The 14,665-nt window shown below is 42.4% G+C and carries 13 protein-coding genes; 5 read left to right on the top strand and 8 right to left on the bottom strand.

Going from position 1 to position 14,665, the window contains the following annotated elements; all coding sequences use genetic code 11:
• Positions 1–99: 99 nt before the first annotated feature.
• The 5 genes from ADI74_RS07445 (at position 100) to ADI74_RS07425 (ending at position 4,255) form a co-directional block, all read left to right on the top strand.
• Complete coding sequence (locus ADI74_RS07445) at positions 100–1,266, top strand: CynX/NimT family MFS transporter (protein WP_000744867.1); 1,167 nt, start codon at positions 100–102, stop codon at positions 1,264–1,266.
• 135 nt (positions 1,267–1,401) lie between these two features.
• The gene (locus ADI74_RS07440; protein ID WP_000273860.1) at positions 1,402–1,728 is read left to right on the top strand and encodes a PadR family transcriptional regulator; all 327 of its coding nucleotides are present in this window, start codon (positions 1,402–1,404) and stop codon (positions 1,726–1,728) included.
• Complete coding sequence (locus ADI74_RS07435) at positions 1,715–2,308, top strand: DUF1700 domain-containing protein (RefSeq protein WP_000198659.1); 594 nt, start codon at positions 1,715–1,717, stop codon at positions 2,306–2,308. The genes ADI74_RS07440 and ADI74_RS07435 overlap by 14 nt, the downstream gene beginning before the upstream one ends.
• Positions 2,301–3,230, top strand: coding sequence for a DUF4097 family beta strand repeat-containing protein (locus ADI74_RS07430; RefSeq protein ID WP_001229044.1), 930 nt, complete (start codon positions 2,301–2,303; stop codon positions 3,228–3,230). The genes ADI74_RS07435 and ADI74_RS07430 overlap by 8 nt, the downstream gene beginning before the upstream one ends.
• 62 nt (positions 3,231–3,292) lie before the next feature.
• Positions 3,293–4,255, top strand: coding sequence for a DUF6574 domain-containing protein (locus ADI74_RS07425; protein ID WP_049538045.1), 963 nt, complete (start codon positions 3,293–3,295; stop codon positions 4,253–4,255).
• Positions 4,256–4,317: 62 nt separating this feature from the next.
• Here the strand turns inward: ADI74_RS07425 and ADI74_RS07420 are convergent, their stop codons facing one another.
• The 8 genes from ADI74_RS07420 to ADI74_RS07385 form a co-directional block, all read right to left on the bottom strand.
• Positions 4,318–5,178: a DUF4299 family protein gene (locus ADI74_RS07420; protein ID WP_049538044.1), complete on the bottom strand. Its 861-nt coding sequence runs from the start codon at positions 5,176–5,178 to the stop codon at positions 4,318–4,320.
• 121 nt (positions 5,179–5,299) lie between these two features.
• Positions 5,300–6,286, bottom strand: a complete 987-nt coding sequence (locus ADI74_RS07415; protein WP_049538042.1) for a rhodanese-related sulfurtransferase — start codon at positions 6,284–6,286, stop codon at positions 5,300–5,302.
• A gap of 173 nt (positions 6,287–6,459) precedes the next feature.
• Positions 6,460–7,653 (bottom strand): L-lactate MFS transporter, encoded by a 1,194-nt coding sequence (locus tag ADI74_RS07410; RefSeq protein WP_049538040.1) that lies wholly within the window; start codon positions 7,651–7,653, stop codon positions 6,460–6,462.
• Between the two features lie 439 nt (positions 7,654–8,092).
• The gene (locus ADI74_RS07405; RefSeq protein ID WP_049538039.1) at positions 8,093–9,577 is read right to left on the bottom strand and encodes an ABC transporter substrate-binding protein; all 1,485 of its coding nucleotides are present in this window, start codon (positions 9,575–9,577) and stop codon (positions 8,093–8,095) included.
• A 107-nt stretch (positions 9,578–9,684) separates the two neighbouring features.
• Positions 9,685–10,605 (bottom strand): carbohydrate ABC transporter permease, encoded by a 921-nt coding sequence (locus tag ADI74_RS07400; RefSeq protein ID WP_000818291.1) that lies wholly within the window; start codon positions 10,603–10,605, stop codon positions 9,685–9,687.
• Positions 10,606–10,618: 13 nt separating this feature from the next.
• The gene (locus ADI74_RS07395) at positions 10,619–11,548 is read right to left on the bottom strand and encodes an ABC transporter permease (protein ID WP_049538037.1); all 930 of its coding nucleotides are present in this window, start codon (positions 11,546–11,548) and stop codon (positions 10,619–10,621) included.
• Positions 11,549–11,906: 358 nt separating this feature from the next.
• Entirely contained in the window at positions 11,907–13,787 is a 1,881-nt protein-coding gene (locus ADI74_RS07390; protein WP_049538035.1) for a beta-N-acetylhexosaminidase, read from the bottom strand.
• Positions 13,781–14,650 carry an ROK family protein gene (locus ADI74_RS07385; RefSeq protein ID WP_049538082.1) on the bottom strand — a complete coding sequence of 290 codons (870 nt, stop codon included), beginning with the start codon at positions 14,648–14,650 and terminating at the stop codon, positions 13,781–13,783. Before ADI74_RS07385 ends, ADI74_RS07390 begins: the two co-directional genes overlap by 7 nt.
• Between the last annotated feature and the right edge of the window lie 15 nt (positions 14,651–14,665).

Here is a 14,665-nt window from a genome sequence, read left to right as displayed (position 1 = left end):
CACTTCCATTGATTTAACTGTCTTGGCTGTCATTACTTGACATTATAAGGAAAAAACCTTAAAATAAGCTGTTATTAAAATCATCTTATCGAGGTTTTTATGAAAAAACAATCACTCTTTTTTGTTCTAGGAATTGTCTTAATCGGGACTGTTTTACGATCTCCTTTTACTGCTCTTCCAACTATTTTAGGAGATATTGCTCAGGGACTAGGAGTGGAGGTTAGCTCTCTTGGGATTTTAACCAGTCTCCCTCTCTTGATGTTTGCTCTTTTCTCTGCTTTTGCAAGCCGCTTGGCACAAAAAATCGGGTTGGAACATCTCTTTACATACTGTCTCCTACTCTTAACTGTTGGCTCTGTCATTCGGATTTTCAATCTTCCCCTTCTCTATCTAGGGACACTAATTGTGGGAGCGAGCATTGCTATTTTCAATGTTCTTCTCCCAAGTATGATTCAGGCAAATCAGCCTCAAAAGATTAGCTTCCTAACAACTCTCTATGTCACTGCCATGGGAATTTCGACAGCCATCGCTTCTTATCTTTCGGTCCCTATCACCCAAGCTAGTTCTTGGAAGGGACTTATCCTCGTTCTCAGCTTTCTCTGTCTGGTCACTCTGCTAGTCTGGTTGCCAAATCATCGCCACAACCACCACCTAGAAAGCCAAAAAGAAAAGCAAGTCAAAGAGAATATTCTAAAAAGTAAAGATGTCTGGGCTATCATTATCTTTGGCGGGCTTCAGTCCTTGCTCTTTTATACAAGTATGACCTGGTTGCCAACTATGGCTGTTAGTGCTGGTATTTCTAATAGTGATGCGGCTCTTCTGGCTTCTATCTTCTCACTGATCAGCATTCCTTTTTCGATGACTGTTCCAAGTCTGACGACTCGTCTATCAGATAGTCACCGTCGAATCATGCTGGCAATTATCTCTATCGCTGGTATGATGGGAATTGCCATGCTCTTGTATCCAGCCAATAATTTCCTCTACTGGTTAGTCGTCCATCTCTTGATTGGAACGGCCTGCAGTGCCCTCTTCCCCTACCTCATGGTTTGCTTCTCGCTTAAAACCAGTTCTCCTGAAAAGACCGCTCAGCTATCAGGACTAGCGCAAACAGGAGGCTACATCTTAGCTGCTTTTGGACCCGCCTTGTTTGGTTACAGTTTTGAACTTTTCCAATCTTGGATTCCAGCTGTCCTTGCCCTTCTAGTCATCGATAGCATCATGACCGTCTCACTCTTTATGGTGGATCGGGCTGATAAAATCCTCTAAACTTCTAGTTTTTACTAGGAGTTTTTTATATGTAAAATTTTTACACATATTTCTTGACAGGGCTTTCATATTGAGATACAATATATTTGAAAAGAGTATATATAAAATTTTTATATAATATAAAGGAGGTTTCCCATGTACTTCCCAACATCCTCTGCCTTGATCGAGTTTCTCATCTTGGCTGTACTGGAGCAGGGGGATTCTTATGGTTATGAGATTAGTCAAACCATTAAGCTCATCGCCAATATCAAAGAATCTACGCTCTATCCCATTCTCAAAAAATTGGAAGCCAGTGGCTTTCTGACCACCTACTCTAGAGAGTTTCAGGGGCGTATGCGCAAATACTACTCCTTGACCAATCGGGGCGTAGAGCAGCTCGTTACTCTAAAGGAAGAGTGGACGCTCTATACCGACACCGTCAACGGCATCATAGAAGGGAGTATCCGCCATGACAAGAACTGACTATCTGACTCAGTTAGAAACCTATCTCAATAAACTGCCTGAAGCTGACCGCATCGAAGCTATGGACTACTTTAAGGAACTATTTGACGATGCAGGTTCAGAGGGCGAAGAGGAACTCATTGCCAGTCTAGGAACACCAAAAGAAGCGGCTCATGATGTCCTCTCTGATCTTCTCGATAAAAAAGTCAATGAAGCCCCTGCTCAAAAGAATGACCGTCAACTGCTACACATTGCCCTCCTGGCCCTGCTAGTAGCTCCTATCGGAATTCCGGTCGGGATCGGCATCCTCATGGCCATCATCGGTATTATTATCGCAGCCGTCTCCGTCATTTTAGCCTTTTTTACCGTCTCTGTAACGGGTATCCTGCTAGGTGGACTCTTTATCATAGAGAGCTTTAGTGTCCTAGTCGAAGCCAAATCTGCCTTTATCTTGATTTTTGGGGCTGGTTTGCTTTCTATCGGTGCTTCTTCTCTTGTTCTACTAGGTATCTCCTATGTAGCTCGTTTCTTTGGCCTCCTAATCGTCCGCTTAGCACAATGGATTCTTAAAAAAGGAAAGAGAGGTGATAGACATGCGTAAATTGACAAAAGGATTTCTCATTTTTGGTGTGGTTTCTACAATCCTCGGTTTTATCATGATCATTGTAGGTGCGCAGTCCAATGGTATTCAAAGTTTGCTTGCCATGTCAAAAGACCCCGTCTATGACAATCGTATCGAAGAAGTGACCTTTGGAAGTGAAGTGGAAAAGCTTGATTTGACCCTTGAGGAACATAGCCTAACCATCACAGAGTCTGTAGATGACAAGATTCACATCACCTATCATCCTTCCGTGTCTGGTCGTCACGATCTGACTACTGGCATGAGTGACAAAACACTAAGCGTCACTGACAAACAAGCCTCCCAACATCGCTTTCTCGGTTCAGGAATCGAAGGCCTACTTCGTATCGCCAGCAACTATTCTAATCGTTTTGACGAAGTCGTTCTCTCCCTCCCTAAAGGAAGAAAGCTGCAAGCTATCACCGTCTCAGCCAATCGTGGACAAACCAATATTCGTCAAGCCAATCTTGAAAATGCAACAATCAAAGCAAAAGGCTATCTCTTAAGAATAACAGAAAGCTCTATCAAGAATAGTACACTAACGACACCTCATATCATCAATATCTTTGATACCGAATTGACAGATAGCCAGGTCAAGACGGAAAGAGAACACATCTATGCTGAGAATATCAAGGCCCACGGCAAGGTTGAGCTAGAGGCCCATTCCACTCTAAACCTCATTCTCTCCCAGAAAGAGACTGACCGTATCAATCTAGATCTTTCTTCTCAGCATGGTGGTATCTATCATAAACCCAAAGAAGAACATCGTGGACAAAAAGAGAATGAACTTGCCAACCCATACAAGACAGACAAAGCAGATGTCAAGGACCTGCTCATTGCAAAAGCCAACCAGGATATCTACCTACCTAAAGAAGAGTACTCTTCTCCATCTAGAAACCATTGACAAAAACGCTTTCATCTGCTAATCTAAAAATAGAAAACGACCATAAAAAAGGAGGTTCCACCATGACACAAGAATGGTTTGAAAGTGCCGATCTTGAGAAGAAATCAGCTCAGACAAAATCAGAAATCCAGCCCGACCAACCAGAGACTTCGGAAACTGTGGAAGCTGAACTACAAGCAAGCCAAGAAACTTCTGTCTCACCTAAAGAGCTGGAAACGCATGAGGAGGAAACTCCCGAAATAATCGAGGAAAACCAAACCGAGGAAGAGGGAGAAGGGAAAGCTGAAAAGGAACGCAAGCAAGAAAACCCTGCAAAAGAAAAAAGCATCCTCAGCAAGGCTTTAGAAAGCCCCTATATCCCAGATATTGACCCTCGTAAAACAGCCAGATTAAAAGAAGAAATCGCACTATTTTGGACTTGGCTACTGGATGCTATCCAAGAACCAACTGCCAGCAAGACTACGGACCAAAAGCATCGTTACAGTGTCTTTGGCCTACTCACTTTGCTATCTTCGATTAATCTTTTCTTTAGTATCTATCATATCAAGCACCTCTACTACGGTTATATGATTTCTATTGCTAATGGTTCTCCTAACCAGCTCCCACCTTTAGATCTCTTTGCTGGGCTTTCGATTCTGGTCGCTAGCGCTCTATTTTACTTTTCCATCATTTTGGGAGGCTTTACTGTCCGACGTGTGCTGGATCAAGAGAGCGACTTTACATTCCAAGAAGCCTTCGATCGGTATAGCAGACTCTTTGCTATCCCACTTGTCCTAACGGCTCTAGCAAGTTTCTTTGCACTCTTTGGCGGCTTGCGATTTGCTGGTATCCTCACTCTTCTAAGCATGGCCATCTTTGCCCTCGGCAATCTCTTTGTGATTAGCAAGCCAAGTAAGACCAATAGCCTCGACCCATTTTATCGATTCCTGCTCGCTGTCTTACTTGATGGTGCTATTCTCTTACCCTTCTTCATTGCAGAGCTAGCGCTGACAGTGGACTACCTTCGCATCCTGACATTCTTTTAACCAAAATCCCTGCCATTTATTAATGACAGGGATTTTTATGCTTACTCTTTTTTGAACAATGTCTACTTGATAGTTGCCAATCCTTCAAAATCTTGTCCTAGGATGGGTTGTACTTCTAATTGATTAGCATCTAATTGCTGGTAAAATGCTTTTGGTAGTGACTCTAGGAATTTTTCATAATCCAAGCGAGCGATGGCTTCATAGTCTTCTGCTTTTGAGCCATCACCAGAAATCGCCACTAGGTCAATCTCCCAAACAAGCTCCTTTTCTGCCAGCTGCTCGGTATAAGGAGCTGGTACAAAGGGTTCCTTTGGCAAAATCGTCTTGACTCCCTGGGCTAGGTGATAGATACCGTGCACCTTGCCTTGGGCGTCTGGGTAAAATTTCACACTGGCAAGGTAGGCATCAGATCCTTGAACCTTCTTGACCAGCTCTTCAAAACGTGCCAATCCATCCTCAGCCAAAAAACTCTCGAGGTATTCCTTGTTGAGATAGATTGGGGCCAAGAGCCCTTGGCAATAGACTAGACGAGTCGCTTTGTCAGCTAGATAATGCTTGACCGTTTGTCGGAAATAAGCTTCAAACTCAAACCCTTCTAACCCTTCTACCACTTGCCCCAACTTACTCGATAGGGCTTGGAGGAGAGCTTCTACAATCTCCCAGTCCGCTCTGGTAAGGAAGTCTGGAATCACCACTTGATAGCCTTTTCGGCTATCCGCATAGTTCACCTTGAAGAGAAATTGCGACTGACCTACAATCCCACACTCGATATACTCGAGACGATTGAGGGGCTGACGGAGATAGACCGTATCATAACTGTGTGACTCCAAGCCCTCCACCAAGGCCAAGATGGACTTGGCAGTCAAGACCTCCTGTTGTCCTAGAATGCTATCTTTATTTGGGATAAAAAATGTTTTCGCCATAACTGGCCTCCTTTGAAATCGTTTACACATAGTATAACCTATTTTCCTGAAAGATACAGAAACAAATTTTAGATTTTTAGATAAAAAGCATAGAAAAACAGCCCCTGAAGGCTGTTTGATGTTATACAGTAGCGACTTGATCCAAGCTTTCACCGATAGCAGCTAGGCGCTCAACAACTTCTGCTTGTGTCAATTCATTTTCTGAGACGTAGCGGTTGCGTGGGTGAACACGACACTCGTGTGAGCATCCACGAAGGTACTTGTCTTCATTTTCTTCTGATGTTAGGATACGACGGTTACAGAAGGGATTTCCACAGTTGACATAACGTTCACATGGTGTTCCATCAAACCAGTCTTTCCCTACAATGGTTGGGTTGACATGGTTGACATCAACGGCGATACGCTCGTCAAAGACGTACATTTTCCCATCCCAAAGTTCACCTTGAACTTCTGGGTCTTTACCATAAGTTGCGATTCCTCCGTGCAATTGGCCAACATCTTTGTAACCTTCACGAACCATCCAGCCCGAGAATTTCTCACAGCGAACGCCACCTGTACAGTAAACCACGACACGCTTGTCCATGAATTTTTCCTTGTTGTCACGGACCCATTGTGGCAACTCACGGAAGTTGCGGATGTCTGGGCGGATAGCACCGCGGAAATGTCCTAGGTCGTACTCGTAATCGTTACGTGTGTCAAGAACCACGGTATCTTCGTCAAGAAGGGCTTCTTTGAACTCTTTTGGAGACAAGTAAGCACCTGTTGTTTCAAGTGGGTTGATGTCATTATCAAAGTCATTGTCTTCCAAACCAAGGTGGACAATTTCTTTCTTGTAACGAACAAACATCTTCTTGAAGGCTTGTTCATTTTCTTCGTCAATCTTGAACCAGAGGTCTTCCATTCCTGGGAGGCTATGAACGTAGTCCATGTATTTTTGAGTTGTTTCGTAGTCACCTGAAACGGTTCCGTTGATTCCCTCGTCAGCGACTAGGATACGGCCTTTAAGGCCGATTGATTTACAGAAAACCAAGTGATCTGCCACAAATTGCTCTGCATTTTCAATTGGAGTATAGAGGTAGTAAAGTAAGACACGAATATCTTTTGCCATAAGATTTGTTCTCTTTTCTATTCTTAAATTTTCAGAATTTTTCATTCAACTATTCTAGTATACCCACTTGAGAAAACGAATGCAATTTATTTGACCGGAAATTAAAAAGGAGCTAATCCCAACGAATGTCTACTCCAATTTAAAAAATCCTTGGATGATCCAAGGATTCATTTTTAAACTTTTTTAGCTTTAGCCATATAGAAGAGTTGGAGTAGAATACCAATGATAGCCATACCGATAACGATAAAGAAGGCCATTGTATAATCTCCTTGGTTTGCCTGTGCAAGACGTGCCCCTAACTGAGGACCAGCAATAGCAGCTACACCATAAGCAGTAAACATCCATCCATAGTTTGTCCCTACGTAGGTCACTCCCCAGTTTTCAGCAGTAATTCCTGGGAAAGAACCGAGGAAGCCACCAAATGACAAGGCAACCATCATGATTCCAAGGATGGCCAAGATGCTTCCAGGACCTTTGAATAAGGCTGTGAGCAACAAACCAGTAGCGACCGCTCCAAACATGGCAATAACGGTAGGATAGCGGCCAATCTTATCAGATACCGTACCCCAGAAGATACGACCAAATGTATTTGCAATGGATACCAGCATAACGAAGAGGGTCGCTTCTCCAACAAGTTGGTATTGGTCTGAGATCGCTGCTGCAGTTCCGATAATCATCATTCCGCCTGTAGCACCAAGAACATAGATCAACCATAGAAGCCAGTAATTTCCATCACGGAGCATTTCTTTATAAGTTTTTCCTTCTGGTTGAGCATCCCCAGCCGCTGGAGCAACAGCAGGAGCTTTGGCCATAACTAGGGAAGATGTACAGATCACTAGTAAAAGGACAATACCTAGTACCTTAAAGGTAGAGTAAATCCCCATAGAAGCAATCAAAGATTTTGCAACCGGTCCGATAATTAGTGGACCCAAGCCAAATCCTGCCGCTGTCAATCCACCAGCTAGGCCTTTTTTGTCTGGGAACCATTTTGTCGCAACGGACGTAGATGCCCCATAGGCAGAGCCGATACCAAGTCCTAGGATGACACCGTACGTTAGATAAAGCACAGGTAGTGAGTTGGCAAAACCAGTCGCAAACATCCCTGTACCAAAGAGAATACCACCTAGAAAGACAAACTTTTTAGGTCCAACCGAATCTACTTTGGGACCGAAAAGAATCATTCCAACAGGTACCATAGCAAAAGAAATACTAAAGGCTAAGGAAGTCTGAGCTTGAACCCATCCTTGACTAGCATTGGTTTCTAGGAGTGCCTTCTGAAAGACCGACCAGGCATATCCTGCACCTAGAGAGAGATTCGTTAAAATGGCCGCAGCCAAAATTAACCATCGATTGGGTGTTTTTTTCATATGAATAACCTCATGTAATATTTCTTGTTCCCAAAAGGGATAGCAAACAACTTTTTATCGGATTTTCACTTGCTGTGTTTCACTTGAATCTTTCATAATTTACAAAATATGAACAAGCTGAAATCAGACATAAATGAAACATTTAAGAAGGAATCCTGTCCACTTCTTAAATCAAAACCCAGTTAAATTTCACAATGTTAAGCGCTTTCATCGTACTCTTATTATAAGCTAGTTCATTCTAAAAATCTACTTAATTAAACTAATAGAGGTATTAGTCCAATTAATCGATATCTATATTTTATACTGGCATTTCACAAAGTTTTTAACAAGATTTTTTTACTTTTAGCTACTCTAATAAAAAAACCACTACCTCCCCCGGGAGTACCAGAGGAGGTAGTGATAACATTTTTTAGGAATGAATACACGAAATCAGTTTGTCTTATGATTTTTTGCTTTTCAAGAATTCATCGTATTGTTTTTGCATTTCATCCAATACTTTTTGGTATGCACCTTCAGATTTCAGTTTTTCCATCAATTCTGGAATAGCTTTATCTGGGTCTACAGTACCAGTGTTGATAGCTGTATCGAATTGTTGCATTGTATTAGTGATTGCAGAGATTTCAGATTTCACGCTATCAGTGTTAAAGATGAATCCAAGCGCTGGAGATTCTTTAGCGTCAGCCAAATCTTTCTTAGATTGAGCAATTTGCTCATCTGTAACGTTTTCGTTGATGTAAAGGATCCAGTTGTTACCAGTGTTCCATCCACCCATGTGAGTGTTTCCTTTGTATCCTTCAAGGACACGAACACGGTTTTCTTTACCTTCAATTTTCTCCCAGTTCTTGCCTTCTGGACCGTAAACAAGTCCGTTCAAGAGTTCAGGGTTAGTGTTCAAGAGGTTCAACACTTCCATTGATTTTTCTTTGTTCTTAGAGTTGTTTGAGATAACAAAGTTAGCAACTTGAGTTGTTTGGTTTTTCTTGATGAAGTTAGTGAATGGTTTGATTTGGATGTCTTTGTTAGCTACACGAGAGAGCAAGCTGTTACTGTAGTCAGCTGGTCCTACTGTTTCTTCACGAACGAACCAAGTGTCTTGTTGAAGGTCAAATGAAGTGTCGCTTGTTGCTACGTCTTTTGGAATGTATCCTGCTTCGTAGAATTTGTGAAGAGTCTTCAAGTGTTCTTTGAAACGAGGAACGTCGTAACGGTTTACGATCTTAGTAGTATCCCCTTCAAGGTCGATAACGAATGGAAGTCCGTTTGCTACTGGGTAGTCAAAGTTTTCAGAAGGGATGAAGTTCTTAGTAACTGCAAATGGTACTACATCTGGAGCTTTTTCTTTGATTTGTTTCAAGACTGGTTCAAGTGTTTCGTATGAGTTTACACCTGAAATGTCGATACCGTATTTAGCAAGAAGAGTTCCGTTGAAGGCAAAGTTTTGTGAAGATGCAACGTTAGCCGCAACTGGAACAGCGTAGATCTTACCGTTTACAGTGTTCCCTTTGATGTAAGCTGGGTCAAGTGCTTTATAAAGCTCTGCCCCTTCTTTCTTGTACAATTCTGTCAAGTCAGCATAAGCACCTTTTTGCGCGTTTACGATGTAGTTATCTGCAAAAGCGATATCGTAGTTTTCACCTGATGATGTGATAACGGACATTTTCTTACCGTAGTCACCCCATCCAAGGTATTGGATATCCAATTTAGCACCAACTTTTTCTTCGATGATTTTGTTTGCATTTTCTAGCAATTCATCCAAGTTATCTGGCTTGTCACCGATTTGGTACATTTTAATAACAGGTTTTTCTCCTGATCCTGAGTCAGCAGCTTTTTTGTTGTTACCTGAAAGGTTTCCACAAGCAGCAAGACTTGCAGCCAAAGCTACTACGCTAGCAGATGCAAAAGCATATTTTTTCCAGTTTTTCATGATAAAAACTCCTTTTTTTATTTTTAAACTTATAAACGATTTAATGATTTTAACTTCAGCCACTAAGATGAAGTTGGGAAGGGAGAAACGATGTTTCTCAGTAAGTCCTATTCTTTCACACCACCGATGGTCAAACCTTTTACAAAGTAGCGTTGGAAGAATGGATACAGAATTGCAATCGGAAGGGTTGCAACGACAACCATGGCCATACGTCCTGTTTCCTTTGGAAGAGCAACTCCCAGTTGACCAGAAAGACCTACTGCTTTGGCTATGTAGTCCATATTTTGTTGGATTTGCATGAGCAAATACTGTAATGGATACAAGTTGTCACTCTTGATGTAAAGAAGGGCGTTGAACCAGTCGTTCCAGAAACCAAGAGCTGTCAAAAGCGTGATGGTTGCGATACCTGGTAGCGACAATGGTAAACAGATTTGGAAGAAGATACGGGCTTCACTAGCACCATCGATACGAGCAGACTCCAAAATGGCTTCTGGAATGGTCTTCTTGAAGAAGGAACGCATCAAGATGATGTTAAATGGTGAGAGAAGCATTGGAACAATCAAGGCCCAAACTGTGTCACCTAGTTGAAGCAAACGAGTTACCACGATATAGCCTGGAACCAAACCGGCGTTGAACAACATACTAAGTAGGACGAAAACTGTAAAGAATCTGCGGTACTTAAAAGTTGTACGTGAAATGGCGTAGGCATAAGTTGTTGTGATAAAGACGTTTGTCAAGGTTCCGACTACTGTTACAAACACTGAGATAAAGAGCGCTTGTAATATCTTATCTTTAAACTGAGCCAAAAACTCGAAGCCATCTAATCCAAACTGTGATGGGAAAAAGCTATATCCATGTTGAAGGATGCTCTTTTCATCTGTGATGGAAATCATGATGACAAAGATAAAGGGCAAGATACAAGAGAGAGCAATCAATCCAGAAATAATACTGAAGAAGATATCTGCCTTCTTACTAAAGGAGTGAATGCCGACATTATCAATTTTTGCTTTTTTAATTTTTTCTGCCATGCTTTCCTCCTTTCTAGAATAGTGCTGAATTTGGATCTACTCGTCTTGCAAGTATATTTGATAAGATAACGAGAATTAAACCGACAACTGACTGATAAAGACCAGCTGCTGATGCCATACCAATATCCGCTGTCTGAGTCAAACCATTATAGACATAGACGTCTAGTACGTTGGTTACATTATAGAGCTGACCAGCATTGTGTGGGATTTGATAGAAAAGACCGAAGTCTGCACGGAAGATGTTTCCGACTGCAAGGATGGTCAAAACAGTTATCAGCGGTGTCAACTGTGGAATGGTTACATTGCGAATCCGTTGCCACTTGCTAGCCCCGTCCACTGTTGCTGCTTCATAGTAGGTAGGGTCAATTCCCATGATAGTCGCATAGTACATGACACTGCTATATCCGAATCCTTTCCAGATACCTAGGAAAAGGAGAAGATATGGCCAAATACCTAAGTCAGCGTAGAAGTTAATTTCCTTCAATCCGATGGAAGAAAGGAAGTGGTTGATCACACCCTTGTCAATGTTGAGGAATGCATCTGTAAAGAAACTGATGATAACCCATGACAAGAAGTATGGGAACAACATAGACGTTTGGAAAATTTTAACCATTCTCTTAGAACGAAGCTCACTGAGGATGATGGCAATTCCAACCGACACAATCAAACCAATAAAGATGAATCCAAGGTTGTAAAGGACGGTATTTCGAGTAATGATAAAGGCATCTTTAGAACTAAACAAGAACTTAAAGTTATCGAGGCCGACCCATTTACTATTCATAATACTGTGGATAAATCCTTCACCACTCATATGGTAATCTTTAAAGGCGACCACATTTCCAAATACTGGGATATAGAAGAATAGAATCAACCAAAGTGCCCCTGGTAAAACCATCAAGAGAAAAATCCAGTTATCTCTCAAGGTCTTTGAAAACTTTTTCATAATTTCCTCCCATTTTATTCCTAAAAACTGATTTCATCGAATTTTTAGGTTTGATAACGATTACATCATTAGTATACTCTTATTTTAAGAATAGTTTAAACTACTAATTATAGAAAAAACTCCACAAATTATTTTATGTGGAGAAGTTTTTTATAAGAAATAGGTTTCACGAGAAACACTCTGAACAAGGGACACTGTTCTTGTTTTTATACTCAATGAAAATCAAAGAGCAAACTAGGAAGCTAGCCGCAGGTTGCTTAAAGCACTGCTTTGAGATTTCCGGATAAGACTGACGAAGTCAGTAACATATATACGGCAAGGCGAAGCTGACGTGGTTTGAAGAGATTTTCGAAGAGTATTAGGTCGTATAAATCGTCGATGCTGTTGCAATGGTGTGCCACTGGTTGGCTGTTGTGGCTGCGAAATCCTTGTCTGCGTAGAAATCAGTAAATGGTAGGATTTCAACTTCTAGCTCATCAATGCGATCAATCTGCTCAGACAGATAGGCTTCGATGCGACTTTCTGCTCGCTTGAGCCTTTGCAAGAGTCCGCCCATACGGATATCAACCGTATCCAAACCAAATACCTTGTTTTCTTTCAACCATTGGTGGCTAAAGAGGGCATGGAAGTTTTCAATCTCGCTTCTAAGTTTTGGTAATTCTTCTCTGGCGATTTGCTGCAAGCTGACTTTGTCACCGACTTTATAAGTTTCACGAATGCGTCGTCCAACATCAACCTTACTACTTAAAATAGCATTCAACTGAGCCTGAGTTTCAAAGAGATAGGCGTAGATGCCTGCTTTGCCTTTAATTTCTGACAGAATCTCAGCAGCTTGTGCAAAGTGGGGTTTGTCCTTTTCAGGTGTCATGTGTTGATCAAGAATCGGACAGAGAACATCCTGATAAAAGACATAACGGTTGGGATTGATCCCGCTGAGATTGCCTGGTAGGTCTGGCAAGAGATTAGCTAGGTCAATCTGCATAAAGTCCTCAACCGATAGACCCGTATTGGTCTTGAAGTGTGCAGACAAACGGTCTAGGTCATTGCGGTAGCTGAGTTCTGCCCAGATTTGTAAGCTTGGTAGGATAGAAAACTGAGCTGTCTCGCCACCATTGTCTCCCCAACCAGTTACGATGACTTCTTTGATCTGATTAGCACGACAGGCTTTATTGGCCTCGATAGCCACTAGACGGCTGAAATGGTTGTGTGGGGTAAAACCAATCCACTTCCAAGCACCACCTGCAAAGGCGATATCTTGGCTAATCTTGTGGTGATTGCGGAAATTACGATTGTACTTTTCTTCGCTATCTTGGTAATAATCCCAATAAACCAAGGTTACACGATCTTTGAGACGGTCTAGGTAGACACGAGTTTCCTCAGGAATTTCCACATCACGGTCGTACTGGCCATCTGCTGACATGAGTTTGAAGAACATATCACTCCACATCTGACAGTGGAAACCATATTTGTCTGCGATATCCAGCACGCGCTCCAAGTGTTGACACATGAGAAGACTACGGTCGACAACACCGTTCAAAATAAGGTAGCGCCCTAAACCAACCAAGTGAGCTTCGTCCATCCCAATATTGACCTTGCGTGTCTGCAGTTTAGATAGAGTGGCAAACATCCCATCAATCAAATCATAAACCTTTTCTTCACCGATAAGGAGAATGTCCTCTACATCACGGAGTTCTTGCACTTCTTTGATACCCCATTTAACGAAGGCCGACAAATGAGCCAAGGTCTGGATGCAAGGCACAAAGGTCATGTCAAACTGCTGGGCGTAGGCTTCTATTTCCTGCAACTCCTCAGCCGAGTAGGCACCACGGAAATAACCAAAGTAAGGTTGTCCCTCAATCTGATAAGTATCTTCCATGTAGAGCTCAAAGGTTGAGTAGCCCATGAGAGCCAAGACCTCAATCATCTGTTTGGCAGAAGCCACATTTAGCACTGCATTTCGCGAACAGTCTGCCATGTAGGCCAACTCTTCGTAAGCAGCTTGTTCTTCAATCTCTACCTTATCACCTTCTACTAGAGCTGTTGCCAACAAGGACAAGGCACGGTAAAGTTGGTGAGATTTGCGATAGGTTAGTTGATAGTGGCCACCCTCACCCTTGATAGAGATAGAGGCTTGGTCAGACTGAGCGACTGCTACCTCTACATCTGCTAGCGAAATATGCTTTTTAAGCAACTCTAATGCTTGCTCTTGTTTGGGACTAAGTCCTGTAAAAATTACCATTGATTTTCCTCCTGCAACCAGTTGACAAGGGCACCATAGAGATTGGCATCTGCATGATAGGTGCAAGCTTGGATAACTGGTGCGACCGTGTATTCTTCGTAGGTTTCGACAAATGCATCAACAGCTTTTTTGACGCCTTGGATAAAATCTGGATTTTGACTGATAGAGCCTCCCAGACTAATGACATCTGGATCGATCAGATACTGGATATTGAGCAAGCCTTGAGCCAGATTACGGTTCATGCGCTCAATGGCTTCTTGGCAAAGGGCATTGCCTGCTGCAGCTTCTTGGTAAATCTTGCGACCATCCCAGTCAGTCTGACCAGATTTTTCAATTACGTAGCGAACCATGTTTCCTGTAGAGGCTAGTAGCGACCAGTTGTTGAGTTTTTCAGCTGGTTCAATGGTTGTCATATAGCCAAACTCACCACCTAAGCCGTGGCGACCTCGGTGAAGTTTGCCATTGATAATCATAGCTCCGCCAATTCCTGTCCCAATCACGACACAGGCTGCATTTTCAATCTCTGGGTGAGCCAGCAGTTCACTCAGTCCAACACAGTTGGCATCATTTTCTAGATGGACGGGTAGCTGATGATGAGCAAGGACCTCATACCAAGAAAAGCCATGGATGTAAGGCACAGCACTGATCCCCTCAATCACACCTGTTTCTTGATTGACCGCGCCTGGAACGCTCATGGCAATGCCCTTATAATCTTTCTCCGACAGACGTTGGTCTAGCCATGCCAGTAAATCTTCTAGGGTTTCTGGTGTCGGTGTACTTGTCTTATCTAGTATTTTTCCATCAGGAGTCAGACTGGCAAACTTAATCCCAGTCCCTCCGATATCAATGGTTGCAATCGTCATATTTTCACCAAAAAA

The organism is Streptococcus pseudopneumoniae, assembly GCF_001074565.1.
GTDB classification, from domain to species: Bacteria; Bacillota; Bacilli; order Lactobacillales; family Streptococcaceae; genus Streptococcus; species Streptococcus pseudopneumoniae_J.
This window is presented reverse-complemented; position numbering and strand designations above follow the sequence as displayed.